Source organism: Sphingobium indicum BiD32 (assembly GCF_000382885.1).
Taxonomy (GTDB): Bacteria; Pseudomonadota; Alphaproteobacteria; order Sphingomonadales; family Sphingomonadaceae; genus Sphingobium; species Sphingobium japonicum_C.
The window spans coordinates 1-16,282 of the sequence record NZ_CAVK010000009.1 but is presented as its reverse complement, the minus strand read 5'-3'; the positions used below and the strand labels follow the sequence as shown (position 1 = coordinate 16,282).

The 16,282-nt window shown below is 60.7% G+C and carries 17 protein-coding genes; 12 read left to right on the top strand and 5 right to left on the bottom strand.

Going from position 1 to position 16,282, the window contains the following annotated elements:
* The 3 genes from EBBID32_RS00860 to tnpA all read right to left on the bottom strand — a co-directional run.
* A partial coding sequence (locus tag EBBID32_RS00860; RefSeq protein ID WP_156022434.1) for an IS66 family transposase zinc-finger binding domain-containing protein occupies positions 1-677 on the bottom strand: 677 nt, incomplete at its 3' end.
* Positions 678-744: 67 nt separating this feature from the next.
* Positions 745-1,101, bottom strand: a complete 357-nt coding sequence (gene tnpB / locus EBBID32_RS00855) for an IS66 family insertion sequence element accessory protein TnpB (RefSeq protein ID WP_006949016.1) — start codon at positions 1,099-1,101, stop codon at positions 745-747.
* Entirely contained in the window at positions 1,098-1,490 is a 393-nt protein-coding gene (tnpA, locus tag EBBID32_RS00850) for an IS66-like element accessory protein TnpA (protein WP_081628007.1), read from the bottom strand. Before tnpA ends, tnpB begins: the two co-directional genes overlap by 4 nt.
* Positions 1,491-1,686: 196 nt before the next feature.
* Between tnpA and EBBID32_RS00845 the strand changes: the two genes are divergently transcribed.
* The gene (locus EBBID32_RS00845; RefSeq protein WP_006949014.1) at positions 1,687-1,905 is read left to right on the top strand and encodes a hypothetical protein; all 219 of its coding nucleotides are present in this window, start codon (positions 1,687-1,689) and stop codon (positions 1,903-1,905) included.
* 92 nt (positions 1,906-1,997) lie between these two features.
* Here the strand turns inward: EBBID32_RS00845 and EBBID32_RS00840 are convergent, their stop codons facing one another.
* Positions 1,998-2,633, bottom strand: coding sequence for a TetR/AcrR family transcriptional regulator (locus EBBID32_RS00840; RefSeq protein ID WP_006949012.1), 636 nt, complete (start codon positions 2,631-2,633; stop codon positions 1,998-2,000).
* A gap of 957 nt (positions 2,634-3,590) precedes the next feature.
* Here EBBID32_RS00840 and EBBID32_RS00830 point away from each other — a divergent pair.
* The 9 genes from EBBID32_RS00830 (at position 3,591) to EBBID32_RS00790 (ending at position 13,464) form a co-directional block, all read left to right on the top strand.
* Positions 3,591-4,796: an acetyl-CoA C-acetyltransferase gene (locus EBBID32_RS00830; protein WP_037488047.1), complete on the top strand. Its 1,206-nt coding sequence runs from the start codon at positions 3,591-3,593 to the stop codon at positions 4,794-4,796.
* A gap of 16 nt (positions 4,797-4,812) precedes the next feature.
* A complete protein-coding gene (locus tag EBBID32_RS00825) occupies positions 4,813-6,972 on the top strand; it encodes a 3-hydroxyacyl-CoA dehydrogenase NAD-binding domain-containing protein (protein ID WP_231382069.1) in 2,160 nt (719 codons plus the stop codon).
* Between the two features lie 113 nt (positions 6,973-7,085).
* Positions 7,086-7,286 (top strand): hypothetical protein, encoded by a 201-nt coding sequence (locus EBBID32_RS00820; RefSeq protein ID WP_006949003.1) that lies wholly within the window; start codon positions 7,086-7,088, stop codon positions 7,284-7,286.
* 70 nt (positions 7,287-7,356) lie between these two features.
* A complete protein-coding gene (locus EBBID32_RS00815) occupies positions 7,357-9,033 on the top strand; it encodes an acyl-CoA dehydrogenase family protein (protein WP_196805568.1) in 1,677 nt (558 codons plus the stop codon).
* A gap of 67 nt (positions 9,034-9,100) precedes the next feature.
* Positions 9,101-10,384, top strand: coding sequence for an aromatic ring-hydroxylating oxygenase subunit alpha (locus tag EBBID32_RS00810; RefSeq protein WP_006948998.1), 1,284 nt, complete (start codon positions 9,101-9,103; stop codon positions 10,382-10,384).
* Complete coding sequence (locus EBBID32_RS00805; RefSeq protein WP_006948996.1) at positions 10,381-10,923, top strand: aromatic-ring-hydroxylating dioxygenase subunit beta; 543 nt, start codon at positions 10,381-10,383, stop codon at positions 10,921-10,923. Before EBBID32_RS00810 ends, EBBID32_RS00805 begins: the two co-directional genes overlap by 4 nt.
* Before the next feature lie 67 nt (positions 10,924-10,990).
* Positions 10,991-11,809 carry an enoyl-CoA hydratase/isomerase family protein gene (locus EBBID32_RS00800; protein ID WP_006948994.1) on the top strand — a complete coding sequence of 273 codons (819 nt, stop codon included), beginning with the start codon at positions 10,991-10,993 and terminating at the stop codon, positions 11,807-11,809.
* A 4-nt stretch (positions 11,810-11,813) separates the two neighbouring features.
* Positions 11,814-12,557 carry an SDR family NAD(P)-dependent oxidoreductase gene (locus tag EBBID32_RS00795; protein ID WP_006948992.1) on the top strand — a complete coding sequence of 248 codons (744 nt, stop codon included), beginning with the start codon at positions 11,814-11,816 and terminating at the stop codon, positions 12,555-12,557.
* A 4-nt stretch (positions 12,558-12,561) separates the two neighbouring features.
* Positions 12,562-13,464, top strand: coding sequence for an alpha/beta hydrolase (locus EBBID32_RS00790; protein ID WP_051093227.1), 903 nt, complete (start codon positions 12,562-12,564; stop codon positions 13,462-13,464).
* A gap of 17 nt (positions 13,465-13,481) precedes the next feature.
* On the opposite strand, the gene EBBID32_RS00785 is transcribed toward EBBID32_RS00790, so the two are convergent.
* Positions 13,482-13,937 carry a winged helix-turn-helix transcriptional regulator gene (locus EBBID32_RS00785; RefSeq protein ID WP_006948989.1) on the bottom strand — a complete coding sequence of 152 codons (456 nt, stop codon included), beginning with the start codon at positions 13,935-13,937 and terminating at the stop codon, positions 13,482-13,484.
* Between the two features lie 98 nt (positions 13,938-14,035).
* On the opposite strand from EBBID32_RS00785, the gene EBBID32_RS00780 reads away from it, so the two are divergent.
* Both EBBID32_RS00780 and EBBID32_RS00775 read left to right on the top strand, forming a co-directional pair.
* Entirely contained in the window at positions 14,036-15,493 is a 1,458-nt protein-coding gene (locus EBBID32_RS00780) for a hydroxymethylglutaryl-CoA synthase family protein (RefSeq protein WP_006948988.1), read from the top strand.
* A gap of 18 nt (positions 15,494-15,511) precedes the next feature.
* A partial coding sequence (locus EBBID32_RS00775) for an acetyl-CoA acetyltransferase (protein ID WP_037488041.1) occupies positions 15,512-16,282 on the top strand: 771 nt, incomplete at its 3' end.

Genomic DNA, 16,282 nt, shown 5'->3' with positions numbered 1-16,282 from the left:
TCCTCATATAAGCGGCTCATCACGTCCCGATCGATGTGGAGTCCCACGCGGCGGAAGATCACTGACTGCCGGTGCCAGGGCTGATGATCGACATAGCGGCTGACGACGAGGTGGGCCAGCAAGGCGCTGCTCGCCATCACCTTGGGGAGCGGCAGATCGACAGCGGGGGCCTGGCGGATCTGTTCGCAGGACCGGCACACCAGTCTTGGTCGCACGTGGCGAATGACCCGGAAGCGCGCCGGGACATAGTCGAGGACCTCAGTGACAGCCTCGTCGATCTGTACTGACGGCCCGTTACAACCGGCACTGCACGGGCTGGGCTGATGATCGACTGTATGACGCGGCAAGTGCGAAGGAAGCGGAACACGGCCGCCGGATTTGCGGGCCGATTTCGCCACAGGCGGTGCCGCCACCTCATCGTTGGCGGGTTCCGGTGCCTCGATCTCCTCGAACATCAGCCGCAACTGGGCGATATCCATTTTCTCTGAGCTACGACCGAACTGGACGCGCAGCAGCCGCGCGACGCGATGCTCGAGCTTTTCGATCCGCAAGGTCTGGGCTTTGACCGTGGCTTGCGCCGCCGTCAGTTCGGCCCGTTCCTGCTCCATGACATCGGCCATCTCCAGCAGCATTTTCTGCAGGAGGACCGGGTCAGTGGGAAGGCGATCGAACCGCATGCCGCAAATAATAGCGGAAGCCGACGGCAAAGCCTACATAAAATGGCGGTTTTCCTGATCTTTTTCACTATGCGAGGCTCGGCGTGATGACCTCGTCGTGGACGATCGCCTGCTTCCAGTTCAGGCCTTCGAGCAACATCGCAAGCTGGGCTGCCGACAGCCGCAGCGCACCCTCATGGGCACGTGGCCAAACAAACTTTCCGCGCTCAAGACGCTTCGCATATAGGCATAGCCCTGAGCCGTCCCAGACCAAGGCCTTCAGCCTGTCGCCCCTCTTCCCGCGGAACAGGAACACCGCCCCCGAGAAGGGATCGAGCTGAAGAATATTGCGCACCTGCGCTGACAGCCCGTCAAACCCCTTGCGCATGTCGCACGGTGGCAGGGACAGGTAGATCTTCGTCGAAGGCGGGAGCGCCAGGCTCAATGATCCAGCTCCCGCAAGACATCGAGCACCTGTTTCAGGGCAGCCCGATCAACCTCGCCATCAACTGACACCGTCAAGCCACACTGTCCTCGAACCTCGATCCGCCCAGCTTCTCGGGCTTTGGCCGACGGCGATGATGCTGTCAGTTCGACAGGTACGAAGCCTGCTATCGCTCCCCGGAGCAGTTGTTTGCGCCAGGTGTAGAGCTGGCCCGTGCCTATCGCATGCCGCCGCGCTACGGCCGATATGACAACGCCCGGCACCGTCGTCTCCTTCAGGATCGCCAGCTTCTCCTCGTCGCTCCAGTTCCGACGCCGCTCCACCTGTACAAGCGCTCCGCCATCACCGCGACCGCTCATACGAGGCTCGTTTGACTGCTCGATGTCCATGCTCACGCCTCCTTAAAGGCTGCGAGCTTTCCTATTTCGGTGATGCCGACAAGGCCACGTTCCGTCGGCGCTTACTTACGGTCGTCGATTTCGCCAAAAGTCTGATTATGGCCCGCGTCGAAGGCGTCATTTGGGTCGCGAGGAGCAAGAGGCCGTACGCAAGCTCCGGCATCGCCCTCAGAGCTATGATCTGCTTGTGGATTTCGTCGACTATGCCGTCCAGGTGCAGCCCGTCGTGGATGCCTTTCGTTCGGGCATTGCGAATACGCCACCAAGTGCGAGAAGGTTGGCAATCGTGACACGGAGCGCTCTGCTACGCATGCAATTGAAGAGAATGATTGGCCGTGACGGCGTCATGTTCTTTGAGTCGCTGGCTGAGGCGGAACGATGGCTCGAAGAAACCTCGTCGGTCTGACGATCGTCGGGCCCGAGCCTCGCCAAATTAAGATAGGCTTTACCGTGATTAGGCCGGCAAGCGCGCGCACGCCGGTTGACGAATGCCAATGCTCACCTGTCCAATAGAGCTGTGAAGTCTTCAGTCGCCATATTCAGGCTGGTAGCCGCCATCCGGTCGGCCAGATTTTCGAGATCTTCCAGTTCCTCATCTTTATAATGCACCGTCCAGTTCAGTGAGGCGATCTGCGTGCGCCTAAAAAGTTCGGCCTCCGCCTTGAGATACCCGCCTTGCTCTAGGCCCGCGAGTACGTCCAGCCAACGTATGCGATACCGATTGTTCGCTTCCTTCAGTTCCGCTCGTGCTTCCGGAGGAAGCTTATCCCACTCCTGAATCGAGACTTTATGCATGTGCCGTTGATCGTGAAGCACTCGCAAGTGGCCCACTATTAACGCCCGGAAACGATCAATCGGAGTGACTTTGCCGATCAAGGCATGCTCGGCAATTTCATGCCCATGACGGATACCCTCCGCGATCACATGGGCCAGAAGATCTTCCTTGCTTGAGAAATGATAGAATATACTTCCCGATGTCATTCCGCTGCTCGCGGCGATGTCGCGGACCGATGTCCGATCAAAACCTTTCTCGAAAAATATCCGCGCGGCTTCGATAATAATGACATCGCGGCGGCTTTTGCGGCCACGGCGCTCTGCGGGCACGGCAGGAGTGATTGCGGCGAGTGCAGGCAAGAGAGCGACTTTCTTTAGCAGAGTTTTGTCAAGTGCGTCAGTATTGTCATGCCGGTCAATATGCCTTCCTGAGCAAGGAAATGTTTCCTGGCACCCATTGCGTCGGATACTAGCGAAGTGGCTCACGCCGACTCCCGATGTTGAAGTCCTGGTATGCCCGTTTGCGATAGGGCATCGTGCTTTCCGCTCCGATACTGAAGTCAAACGCAATCCGGGCGATTGGTGCCTCATTTCCGATTCTGGGGTTATGGAAACTGTGGCCACCCTCGGGGAGCATGCTGTAGCGAATGCGTGCGCGTACTTCCGTCTCTCGGCGAGCCGATTGAGCATCCGACTCCAGAATGCAGTATTCGATCAGCGGAAGCGCCGTTAGCGCGTGCGCCATTCTATCCCACAGCGGAACGGCTGCATCACGGATTATATTCCTAGCATCGCCTGCCACGTAAAGCTTGGCCCGGAATCCCGCGGCAAGCGACTGAGCGAGATAGCTCAGCTTGGCACCCCTGCAATGCTTCATGGGGTATCTATCAGATAGGTATTTAAGCAGGCTTCGCTGAATTTCAGGGTTCCGATGGCATTGGTCGCTGCAAAGACCATCAAATGTATGATTGGCGACCGAATGCAAGACGCTTGAATCAAATCACAGATCACTACTTTGCGTTCTCCATATAGGCGGTTCGCCCTGCTACTGCCAACGAAGTTTCGAAGAATTGATAGTGGCACAACTTTTATAACTGAGCAATCAGTTAGCGCGATTAAGTGGTCTGCCTGGAACTGCGGCTCTCCCGCTGCCAACACGGAGAAGCGCTCCTCTAGAGGCGGATGTTCCCTCCAGAGGGACAGTCGAAACGACAATGCAAGCTTACACGGACGGGGCGACACAAGATTGATCGGGGATCGTGCGGGTAAACGGCTGGCCGCGCGCAACCAAATCGTCCCCAATTTGCGAGGTTTTGTATGACGTCCGCTTACGTTTTTGATGCAATCCGTACTCCGAGAGGTAAGGGCAAGCACGACGGTTCACTTCATTCCGTGAAGCCCGTGAGGCTGATCGCCGACCTATTGCAGGCCTTGGAGCGGCGCAACCGACTAGATACGGCCCGAGTGGAGGATGTCATACTGGGGTGCGGCTCGCCGGTCGGCGAGCAGGGCGCAGCGATCGGAAAGACGGCCGCGCTACTGGCGGGATGGGATGACAGCGTCGCCGGCTGCCAAATCGATCGCTTTTGCGGATCGGGGCTGGAAGCTGTGAATATGGCAGCCGCGCGCGTGATGAGTGGCATGGAAGACTTGATTGTCGCGGGCGGCGTCGAGTCGATGTCGCGGGTCCCAATGGGCGCGGGCGGCGGCGCGCTGTTCTTCGATCCCGAAGTGATGGCGAAGGCGAACTTCGTATCGCAAGGCGTGTCGGCGGATCTGATTGCCACCCTTGGCGGCTATAGCCGGGAAGATGTCGATGGTTTTGCGCTTCGTTCGCAGCAGAAGGCGAGCGCGGCGCAGCGCCAAGGTCGTTTCGATGGTTCGCTCATTGCTGTGCGTGATGCCAGCGGGCAGATCGTCTTGGACCGCGACGAGTTCGTGAAGCCCAAAACCACGATGGAAACGCTCGCTGGCCTCAAGCCCTCCTTTGCTAAGCTGGGCGAGATGGGGATGGACGCTGTAGCCATTGCAAAATACCCGCAGACTCTGTCCATACGTCACGTCCACACCGCAGGCAATTCATCCGGCGTCGTGGATGGAGCGAGTGCCGTGCTCATCGGCTCGGAGGCGGCGGGGCGCGATCTCGGGCTGGTTCCAAGGGCGCGGATCAGCGCGATGGCGATCGTCAGCACTGAGCCGACGATCATGCTTACAGGCCCCGGGCCTGCCGTCCGCAAGCTCCTCGCCAAGTCGGGTCTCTCCATTGATGACATCGATCTCTTCGAGGTCAACGAAGCGTTTGCCTCGGTGGTTCTGCGTTTCCTTGATGATCTCCATGTTCCCGAGGAAAAGGTGAACGTGAATGGCGGCGCGATCGCGCTCGGCCATCCAATCGGCGCGACTGGGGGCATGCTTATCGGAACGATCATCGACGAGCTAGAGCGTCAGAATTTGCAGCGCGGCGTCTGCACGCTGTGCATCGGTGGTGGCATGGGCATTGCTACGCTCGTCGAACGAGTTTGAGTCAGGGGTATTGATCGTGGAAAACGCGAATTACGAAACGCTCGAGGGCGGCACCGTCGTCATAACGATCGACATGGCCGGCGCGCCGCTCAATGTCATGAATGACGCGTTCGGCGATATGCTGGATACGGTACTTGCGCGGCTGGAAGCTGAGCGCGACAGCATCACCGGCGTGATCATCACTTCGGGGAAGGCCAGCTTCGTCGCGGGTGGCGACGTGAATAAGATACTCGCCCTGACGCAGGGGGGGGCGGAAGCTGGTTTCGCCTTTGTGCAGGCGCTCAAGGCGCGTTTGCGCCGCATCGAAAGCTTTGGCCGACCCGTTGTCGCCTCGATCAATGGCAGCGCACTCGGCGGAGGTCTCGAACTGGCGCTCGCCTGCCACCATCGGATCGCGATCGACGACGCCAAGTCCCAGATAGGATTTCCCGAGGTGGGCCTAGGCATTCTACCGGCGGCGGGGGGCGTGGTCCGCACAGTGCGGATGTTGGGCCTGATGAAGGCCTTGCCGCTGTTGACGGAAGGTCGCCGGCTCGCGCCGCAAGACGCCCTCCAACAGGGGCTGGTCGACGAGTTGGCCTCATCCCGCGAGGATATGCTGGCTAAGGCAAAGGCATGGATCGCCACCAATCCGTCGCCGCGTCAGCCTTGGGAAGTCAAGGGCTATAGTATCCCCGGTGGCAATATGTTCGCTCCGGAGAATATCGGCGCGATGTCAGTGTTCCCTAGCATGATCTTCAAGAAAACGCGGGGCCTTCTGCCCGCAGCCGAGCGGATTTTGGCGGTCGCTTCGGAAAGCACCCAGGTCGGTTTCGACGCCGCCATGCTGATCGAAAGCCGCACGTTCGCCGAACTGCTCATGACCCCGGTGACCGAGAACCTTATCCGCACGATGTTCCTCCAGATGAACGAAATCACGGCAGGCGAGAGCCGCCCGAAGGGTTTCGAGAAGCAAAAGGTTCGCAAGGTCGGCATACTCGGTGCAGGCATGATGGGCCGCGGAATTGCCTATTCCTGCGCATGCGCCGGCATCGATGTCGTATTGAAGGACATCAGCCTTGTCTCAGCCGAGGCGGGTAAGGCCTACAGTCGCGATCTCCTCGACAAGGCGGTCAAGCGTGGGCGGAAGACTAAGGAGGATCGCGAGGCGATCCTGGCAAGGATCCAACCGACCATCTTGATGGAGGATCTGTCCGACTGTGATCTGGTGATCGAAGCCGTCTTCGAGGATGTACCGCTCAAAAAAGGCATTGTTCGTGAAGTGGAGGCGGTCCTGAAGACCGGCACCATTGTTGCGACCAATACCTCGACCCTGCCTATCTCCCTGCTGGCCGAAGCTTCGGCGAACCCAACCAATTTCGTCGGCCTCCACTTTTTCTCTCCTGTGGACAAGATGCACATCGTCGAGATCATCTGCGGCAAGGGCACGAGCGAGGAGACACTTGCACGTGTTTACAATTTCGTGCAGCAAATCAAGAAGACGCCGATCGTTGTCCACGACAGCCGCGGTTTCTTCACCTCGCGCGTTTTTTCCGTTTTCGCCGATGAGGGAGACCGTCTCCTGAAGGACGGGGTAGACCCGGCCATCATCGAAAATGCTGCGCGGGATGCGGGTATGCCGGTCGGCCCGCTCGCCGTCCAGGACGAGGTCATGATGGACATGCTGCTGCGGTCCTACAAGACCAACAGGGTGCTCGATCAGGAGCTGGGCGACAGCTACTCGGAGACCTACGCCGTTTGTGCGGAACTTTGCGAACTGATGTGCGACTGCGGACGGGCTGGGCGCGGCGCTGGCGCGGGCTTCTACGATTACCTGCCCGACGACGGTAAGCAGCTTTGGCCCGGCCTCACCGAGATGTTCGGTGGTGACAAGGCAATGGACTATGCCGATGTTCGGGACCGCATGATGTATCGAATGGTGGTCGAAGCCGCGCGCTGCCTGCAGGAGAATGTCGTGACGAGCGAGCGCGACGGCAATATAGGATCGATTTTGGCATTCGGCTTCCCGTCTTATTCGGGCGGTGTTTTTCAATTTATCCGTTCGATGGGGATCGACGCGTTTCTTGCTCGTTGCGAAACGCTGGCGTCCGCGTACGGACAGCGTTTCAGTCCACCGGAGGAGCTTGCTGAAAGACTAGCCCGGTCGAATACTGCCTTGATCGCCATAAATCCATGATCTTCAAGGGGCAGCCAAAGTGTTACCGATGCGGTAGAGCCGATTTTCGGCGACCATTGGGCTGCCCCGGAGTTTGGCATCGCTCATCCGAAAGCAGTGGAGCGTTCGTAGCCTTGGCCGTTGCACGCAAGAAGGGCCGCGATACGGGATTGCTCGACATCAAATGGTTCTGCGGCGGCCAACTGAGCCGGGCAGAAATGCCCAAGCGCATCTTGTTCATGGACGCGCTTTTCAGGACTGTGAATGGTAAGATCCGCAAAGCCGATATCAACACTTCGACGCTTGGACCCCAGCTTATACGTAACCGTGATTAGCCTAGACACTTAAACTGTCGACGCCAGCACGAGCGAACCGGCAATGTGCCATTATGAGGATCAAAAGCTTGTGACCCAGCCACTGCCCGTCGTTGAGCCCGCGCCCGCCAATACGCGCGAGATTGTGGCCTGCGCGAGTGCCCAGCTAGAACGTCTCACAGCGACGCTGGCGATGCGCTGCGCGAGGAACGGAGCGCTCGACAGCACCGCGCTCGATACGCACCAGATCCTATCTTATGAATTGGCCTTCGCAGCGTCCGAGCTGTTGGCAGCGCGCATCTTGCTCACTGCGCCAGGAACATCGGATGGCTCGCTTCATAATGTGCTCGCCGGCGTGTTCGCGGCCGATGCTGTGCCGAGCGCGCTAGCCCGCCTGGCCATGATTGCTCGCGAGATCGGGTATGACCTCGGTGCGATTCAGGCGGTGGGTGCGGGCCCGGCTTATGACGCGCTCCTGGCTGGCGGGAGTACGGCTGCACTGGAGGATGCGGGTGTCCGGCTCGAAGAGGGGCGCGAGCCTTTCGCCGAGGTCGTCGTGAGCCACGAAGTCGAAATGGCGCGGGACGCATTCCGACGTTTCGCGGCCGATGTGGTGGCCCCGCTCGCTGAGAAAATCCACCGCCACGATCTGACGGTGCCAGAAGCACTTCTGGGCCCAATGCGTGAGATGGGCGTGTTCGGTCTCTCCGTGCCGGCGCGCTACGGCGGCACGGCTCCCGATGAGGGGGAGGACAACCAGGCGGTGATCGCGATCACCGAGGCGCTCTCCGAAGCGTCGCTCGCCGCAGCGGGCAGCCTGATCACGCGCCCTGAGATTTTAACCCGCGCGATGCTTGCGGGCGGCACGGAGGAGCAGAAGGCAACGTGGCTCCCGAAGATCGCGGTCGGCGATCCGCTCTGCGCCATTGCTATCACCGAGCCAGACTGCGGCTCAGACGTCGCGAGTCTCTCGCTCAAGGGCACGAAGGTGGAGGGCGGCTGGCGGCTTAACGGCGCCAAGACCTGGTGCACGTTTGCGGGAAAGGCGGGCCTCATGATGGTCGTCGCTCGCACGGGTACGGAGAAGGGCCATAAGGGCCTGAGCATTCTCCTCGTCCAGAAGCCGAGCTATGACGGCCACGAATTCGAGTACCGGCAGGAGGAAGGCGGGCTGCTCTGCGGCAAGGCGATCCCGACAATCGGCTATCGCGGAATGCATAGCTTCGACATCGTGTTCGAAAATTTCTTCGTGCCGGACGCCAATGTACTCGGTGAGGAAGGCGGGCTCGGGCGGGGCTTTTATTTCACCATGCAGGGCATGACCGGCGGGCGCATGCAGACAGCCGCTCGCGCTTGCGGGGTCATGCGGGCCGCCCTCAATGCCGCGTTCAGCTACGCAGCGGATCGGAAAGTGTTCGGCCGCCCCTTAGGCGACTATCAGCTCACACGCGCCAAACTCGCCCGTATGTCGGCGCGCTTCGCCGCAAGCCGCCAACTCGCCTATCATGTGGGCGCAATGTTGAATGAGGGGCACGGCCAGATGGAAGCAAGCCTCGTCAAGCTTTTCGCCTGCCGCTCGGCAGAGGTTGTGACCCGTGAAGCGCTGCAGATTCACGGCGGTATGGGCTATGCTGAGGAGGTCGCCGTCAGCCGCTATTTCGTTGATGCCCGGGTTCTCTCAATCTTCGAAGGCGCGGAGGAGACGCTTGCGCTGAAAGTCGTGGCGCGCGGGCTCATGGAGAGAGCTCTTAAGACCCTGAATCATTGATTTGCCTTGCGCGACTCACGCGCAAGTTATAGTTAGTTCTCTAAGAGAACTTACTGGAGAGACCGCAATGGCGACTGTAGCAATGACTGTACCGACGACGATCCCGGACCTGCGCGCGCTGATCCTCAATGATCGTGTGCACGGGTCGCTGTATACCGATGCTCGGAACTTCGAGCGCGAGCTGGAGCAGATCTGGTACAAGACTTGGGTTTATGTCGGACACGAGAGCGAGATCCCGAACCCAAACGATTTCGTAATGAAATCAATCGGTCCACAGCCGATCTTGATGACCCGTGACAAGGCGGGGCAGATTCATTTGCTTCAGAACCGTTGCGCGCATCGCGGTAATGTCGTGTGCGTGAAGCAGAAGGGCAACGCCAAGCTGTTCAGTTGCTCTTTTCACAACTGGACCTTCTCGAACAATGGCGATCTCGTCGGCTATGCCTTCCCGGAAGGCTATCGCGACAATCCTGCGGCGGACAAATCCAAGCTTGGCCTCGGCAAAGTGCCGCGTATGGCCTCTTACAAGGGTTTCGTCTTTGGCTCTTTCGCTGCGGACGGTCCGAGCCTTGAAGAGCATCTGGGTGGTGCTGCGGAGATGCTCGACCGCCTCTGCGTCAACGGGCCCGAGGGCGAGGTCGAGTTGGGCTGTGGCTTTCTCCAGCATAAGGTGAAGGCGAACTGGAAGTTCGTCGTTGAGAATGAAACGGACGGCTATCATCCGGCGTTCACGCACAGTTCGATCTTCGGCGTCGCGGATAGCGGCATTGGCGGCCTCTACGCTGACAAGTCGACCGCGCTCGCGCGCGATTATGGCAACGGTCACACCGAAATGGACCTCAGGCCTGAGTTTCGGAAGTTCGACGAGCCGATGCGCTGGTTCGGCACGACGCCGGAGAAACTGCCCGACTATGTCGATAAGATGAGCGCCGCATATGGGTCGGAAAAAGCGCGGACGATCATGATTGACGGCACGCCGCACGCGATGATTTATCCTAACCTGTTCATCGCCGAGATCCAGTTGTTCGTGATCCAGGCCGTCTCGGTCGATGAGACGATCCAGCATGTCACGCCGATCCAGTTCAAGGGTGCTCCGGATATCAACCGCCGCTTGCGCCAGCAGACCATGGGTTCGGTCGGCCCGGCAGGTTTCCTGCTCGCCGACGACGCCAGCATGTACGAGGGTTGTCACGCGGGCGTGAAGTCGAAGAACCCCGAGTGGGTGTTCCTAGGTCGCGGCGAGCAGCGCGAGACACGCGACGAGGATAATTACCGCGTCAGTCATATCACTGACGAGACCCCGTCGCGCGGGATCTGGCGTCACTATCTTCAACTCATGGAGGCCGAATGATGGCGGGCACAGCCACCCTCGATAGCCCGGCGGAGGCCGTGCCTATCGCCACCACACTTGAGGATTTGCTCCTCTATCACGAAATCAGCCAGTTCATTTATCGCGAAGCGCGTCTGCAGGACGACCATCAATATGACGCATGGGAGGCGCTGTGGGCTGACGACGCGCTTTACTGGGTGCCGGCGAACGGCGACGACAGCATCGATCCCGATCACGAGATGTCAATTATCTACGACAACCGCTCGCGCATCGCGCTGCGCATACGCCAGCTTCATACCGGCCGGCGGTGGGCTCAGGAGCCTCGCTCCAACCTGCGCCGTACCATCTCGAACGTCGAGGTGACGATCGCGGGGAACGGCGATGTCCACGCGAACGCGAACGGGATTATCTACGAATCCCACCCGCGCGGCGACGTCGTCTGGGCGGCGCAGTTCAAATATGTGCTGCGTCGGATCGATGGCGGTTTGCGCATGGCGCGCAAGACGGTGTTGTTGCCGAACAACGATACGGCGCTCTGGTCGATGGCATTCTTGGTCTGATTGCGAAAGCACCTTGGTGCCGCACGAAGACCGTCGTTTGATAACAGAAGATGTGCGGGAGACGGCGATGAATGAGCGGGACTGGGAAAGTGTAATTCCGAATGGCGACGTTCTGCTGCGATACAGAGACGGCATCGCGGAGTTGATGCTTAATCGCCCGCATGCGTCCAACGGCATGACGGTGGATTTTCTCGCTGCGCTTTATGCGGCGGTGATGCGCTGCCACGGGGATCCGCGTATCCGCGTCTTGGTCTTGCGCGGCGCCGGGAAGAATTTCTGCGCAGGCGGCGACGTTAAGGATTTCGCCTCGAAGGGGGAAGGGCTGCCCGACTATCTGCGGCAGGCAACCTCATATCTCCAGATTGTCGCGGGTGCCCTGATCCGGCTCAATGCGCCGGTCATCGCCTCGGTTCAGGGTTTCGCGGCTGGCGGCGGCGGCGTCGGCTTGGTCTGTGCATCGGATTTCGTGATCGCGGGCACCTCGGCAAAGTTCCTTACTGGCGCGACGCGCGCCGGCATGGCGCCGGACGCCGGCTCCTCGGTCACCCTCCAGCGGCTGGTCGGCTTTCGCAAGGCGATGGACATGCTGATCCGGAACCCGGTTGTTCCCGCGAAGGAAGCACTGGATATTGGATTGATCACTTCCGTGGTGTCTGACGAAGCGCTGGAAGAGGAAACGTTCAGGCTTGCTGAGGAAATTGCGCGCGGTGCCCCGCTAGCGTTGGCGGCCACCAAGCGGCTGCTGTGGAATGGGCTTGGCACCGGAATCGAGGTGGCTTTCCCCGAGGAATCGCGGACCGTTTCCGAACTTTCTGGCACGGCCGATGCCCGCGAAGCGCTAGCGGCGGTGATCGAGCGTCGTACCCCCCTGTTCACGGGGCGCTGACGCGATGACCGGCTATGCCAAGGATGCATTTCTGGGCCGCCGCGCGCTGGTGACAGCAGGTGCGAGTGGCATCGGGGCCGCGATCAGCAAGGCGTTGGCGGATGCGGGCTGCGAGGTCATTGTTTCGGCGCGCGGTGCCGAGGACGCCGAGCGCTGGGCCAAGGAGATCGGCGGCATTGCGGCAACACTCGACGTCACCGACGATGCGGCTGTACGCCGGGTGGTTTGCGAGGCAGGACCGATTGACATTCTCATCAACAATGCTGGCATCGATCAGCATGCCTTCTTTACCAAAACTACGCCCGACGAATGGCGTATGCTGGTTGACGTCAATTTGATGGCCGTTCTTTCCTGTACACAGGCAGTGCTGCCGGCAATGCAGGAAAGGTGCTACGGACGCATCGTTAATATCGCTTCGGAAGCGGCGCGCCAGGGCTCGAAGGGCGGAGCAGTCTATGCTGCAGCGAAGGGTGGTGTAATTTCGTTTACCAAGTCGATCGCGCGCGAAAATGCCCGCTTCGGGATCACCGCCAACGTAGTGCTCCCCGGGCCGGTTCGCACTCCGCTGTTGGAAAAGGCGGTGGCGAAGGGCGGAGAAAAGCTGCGCGACGCGATGGCTAGCGCGACACTGCTTGGCAGGATCGGTGAGCCGGAGGAGGTCGCCGCACCTGTGCTCATGTTGGCGAGCGAGGCGGCATCCTTCATCACTGGCGAGGTGCTTGGCGTCTCGGGCGGCATGGGGTGTTGACGCAATGAGCGAACACCCTGTGGCTCGGCCCATCGACATCGTAATAGAAAAGGTGCGTCGCACTTATGGTGCTTGGCGGCGCAACACGCCGATCGAGGCGATGCGCGAAGATTGGGACAACCTCTTCTGGTCCGACGCGACCGGAGTGGTCGGCGAGCCGGTCATGGCAGGAGGGGTAGACGCGATGTGGATCGTCGCGCCGGGAGCCACGCGGGAGCGCGTATTTCTCTATCTGCATGGCGGCGGTTACCGGGTAGGGTCGATTCGCTCGCATTTCGACTTGATCGCGCGCATCTCGGCCGCGAGCGGGGCGGCTGGCTTTGCCATAAACTACCGCCTCGCGCCCGAGCATCCGTTTCCGGCAGCGATCGAGGACGTCTTGACGACCTGCGAATGGTTGGTGGGGCAGGGCGTTTCGCTCGATCATGTCGCGCTGGCCGGTGATTCAGCGGGCGGCAATCTTGCACTCGCTGGCACCCTGAAGCTCCGTGCCAAGGGTGGGGCGACACCAGCGGCGCTGGTGCTGCTCTCGCCCTGGACCGACCTGGAACTGCGCGGCAAGAGCTACGAGACACGTGCCGACAGCGATCCCATCCACCAGCGTGCGATGCTGGCCGCGACCGCCGCGGGCTATCTTGGTGGCGCGGACCCGGCCGACCCGCTGGCATCACCGCTCAACGCAGCTTTTGCCGGTTTCCCGCCCATGCTGATCCAGGTCGGCGACCGCGAAACGGTGCTCGACGACTCGCGTAATCTCGCCGCCAAGGCCGAAGCAGCAGGCGTGTCGGTGCAGTTGGAGGTGTGGGACGAGATGATTCACGTCTTCCAGCAGTTTCCCGACGAGCTTGATGAGGCGCGCGAAGCGATCGCGCATATCGGGGCCTTTCTCCGTGAGCGACTTCTGTGACGACGGCCACCACTTGTTCAATCCTGCGCATAGCGGATGTCGCGCGGATCGATCCGCTTGTGACAATGCTCGCACACGACGGCGGGATTCAGCTCATGTCCGCAAGGCGTGTGAACCAAGCGAAAGCTGCCGCCGGATGCACCCAGCCATTGTTCGCCCCAGCGCTGGAGCGCAACGAAGATCGCATACATGTCCATGCCACGATCGGTGAGACGATATTCGTACCGCACGGGTTGTGTCTGATAGACTTCGCGGCGGATGATATTCTGTTCGAAGAGGTGATTCAGACGCCGCGTCAACACGCTGCGCGAGATCTGCAGGTTGCGCTGGAAATCGTCGAACCGGCGCACGCCCAGGAACATTTCCTGCAAAACAGCGAACGACCACGAGTCCGAGAAGATGTCGAGCGCCTTGCGGACCGCGGTGGGTCGATCGGTGGGGCCTCGGGTGCTGGACTCGGCGTCGGTGGTCATCAAGCTATCCGAAAGAGATGGGATCCGGGAATCTGTAGACAAAAGGTCGGCGAGCGCAACCGCGCAAGCGCCGAAGACAATCAAGACAGGACGCGTACGTGACGGGTATTATCGGTTTCGGCGGCTATGTGCCGCGTGCACGGTTGAGTCGGCGGGCGATCTACGAGGCTAATTCTTGGTTCGCCCCCAATCTCAAAGGCCGTGCCGGGGGCCATCGCGCGATGGCGAACTGGGACGAGGACCCGATTACAATGGTGGTTGCCGCCGCGCGCGACTGCCTGGGCGAGGGTGACGATCGCAGCCATGTCGAGGCGCTATACTTCGCCTCTACCACGGCGCCGTTCGCCGATCGGCTCAATGCCGGGGTCGTCGCGGCCGCGCTCACACTGAACGAAAGCGTCGAAGCCTATGACGCAGGCGGCACGCGGCGCGCCGGGCTTGGCATCGTCAATCAGGCGCTCGCGCGAGTCCGGGGCGGCGGCGGACCGAGCCTCGCCCTTGCCTCCGATCTCCGGAAGGCACGCATGGCTAGCCCCGCAGAAATGGAGCAGGGCGAGGCAGGCGCGGCCATCTTGCTTGGTAGGGACAATGTTCTCGCCGAGCATCTCGCCTCTGCCAGCGTGACCGTCGATTTCGTAGATCATTTCCGTCAATCCGGGGTCGAGTTCGACTATAATTGGGAAGAGCGCTGGGTGCGCGACGAGGGCGTCGCCAAGATCGTGCCGCGGGCGGTCAAGGCGGTGCTGGAACGCGCCGGGCTCGAAGCCTCCGCGGTCGACTATTTCATATTCCCGACCACGCTCGCCAGGATGGACGCCCAGATCGCCAAGAGCTGCGGTATCGCGGCAGAGGCTGTTTTATCCTCGCTGCACGATCGGATCGGTGATACTTGCACCGCACACGCGCTGCTGCTGCTTGCGCAAGTGCTGGAGACCGCCAGGCCCGGCGCAACCATTCTGGTGGTCGAGTTCGGCAATGGCGCGGAGGCTCTTCTCTTCCGCGTGACGGAAGCGATCAACAGCTTCAATCCCCGGCGCGGTGTTTCGGGCTGGCTCGACCGCGGTCGAGAGGAACTGAACTACACCAAGTTACTTGCCTTCCGCGGTCTCATCGAAATCGAGAAGGGGATGCGGGGCGAGCAGGACAAGAAGACAGCGCTCAGCACGCTCTACCGTCATCGAAGCGCCATCCTTGGACTCGTCGGCGGCAAGTGTGAAGTCACGGGCAGCGTGCATTTTCCGCCTTCGCGCTTCTCTTACGACCAGCAAAAGCCGCTGCTCGACACTCAGCGCCCCTACAAGATGGCGGAGAAGAAGGCGCAGGTGCTGAGTTGGTCGGCCGAGAAGCTTTCCTTCTATCTAGCGCCACCGCATCACTATGGTCAGCTCGATTTCGAGGGCGGCGGTCGCGTCCTGATGGAGTTCACCGACGTGCAGTCCGGTGACGTCGATACCGGAACCGAGATGGAGATGACCTTTCGCATCAAGGATCGCGACCAGCTGCGCGATTTTACTCGCTATTTCTGGAAGGCGATGCCGGTTGCGGTCGGCGCCTGATAGTAAAGGAGATTCTGCATGCCTCGTGGTATCAAAGACAAGGTCGCTATTCTCGGCATGGGGTGCAGCCGCTTCGGCGAGCGCTTTGATTCCAGCCCGGAGGATCTCATGGTCGAGGCGTATGTTGAAGCGCTTGAGGATGCCGGTATCGAGCCGACCCAGCTCGACGCCGCTTGGTATTCGACCCATATTGCGGATGTTGGCACCGGCCGCGGTGGCACCCCGCTCAGCATCGCGCTCAGGCTGCCCAATATCGGCGTGACCCGGGTCGAGAACTTCTGCGCTGGCGGATCGGAAGCGGTGCGCAACGCCGCCTACGCTGTCGCTTCGGGCGCATGCGACATCGCGCTCGCGCTCGGCGTCGAAAAGCTCAAGGACTCGGGCTATGCGGGTCTGCCGGTGGCGACCGTCGGCACCTATATCCCCCAATGGTATCCGGGCGCAGTCGCGCCGGCCAACTTCGCGCAGCTCGCCACCGCCTACCGCGCCAAACACGGCGTGGATGCGGCTTTGCTCAAACGGGCAATGGCCCATGTCTCGATCAAGAGCCATGCCAATGCGGTGAAGAACCCGAAGGCGCATCTGCGCAAGGCGATCACCGAGGACCAGGTACTCAATGCGCCGATGATCGCCGAGCCGCTCGGCCTGTTTGACTGCTCGGGCGTGTCGGACGGAGCTGCCGCCGCGATACTCACCACACCCGAGATCGCGCGAGCGATGGGCAAGAAAGATATCGTCAGTTTCAAGGCGCTGCAGATCGCGGTCAGCAACGGATGGGAATTGCAGGAC

What these genes read in the sequence shown, in the direction of transcription:
- tnpA (WP_081628007.1), bottom strand. Translation starts at nt 1,490, where the DNA reads ATGGACATCGAGCAGTCAAACGAGCCTCGTATGAGCGGTCGCGGTGAT.
- EBBID32_RS00830 (WP_037488047.1), top strand. Translation starts at nt 3,591, where the DNA reads ATGACGTCCGCTTACGTTTTTGATGCAATCCGTACTCCGAGAGGTAAG.
- EBBID32_RS00810 (WP_006948998.1), top strand. Translation starts at nt 9,101, where the DNA reads ATGGCGACTGTAGCAATGACTGTACCGACGACGATCCCGGACCTGCGC.
- EBBID32_RS00805 (WP_006948996.1), top strand. Translation starts at nt 10,381, where the DNA reads ATGATGGCGGGCACAGCCACCCTCGATAGCCCGGCGGAGGCCGTGCCT.
- EBBID32_RS00800 (WP_006948994.1), top strand. Translation starts at nt 10,991, where the DNA reads ATGAATGAGCGGGACTGGGAAAGTGTAATTCCGAATGGCGACGTTCTG.
- EBBID32_RS00795 (WP_006948992.1), top strand. Translation starts at nt 11,814, where the DNA reads ATGACCGGCTATGCCAAGGATGCATTTCTGGGCCGCCGCGCGCTGGTG.
- EBBID32_RS00790 (WP_051093227.1), top strand. Translation starts at nt 12,562, where the DNA reads ATGAGCGAACACCCTGTGGCTCGGCCCATCGACATCGTAATAGAAAAG.
- EBBID32_RS00785 (WP_006948989.1), bottom strand. Translation starts at nt 13,937, where the DNA reads ATGACCACCGACGCCGAGTCCAGCACCCGAGGCCCCACCGATCGACCC.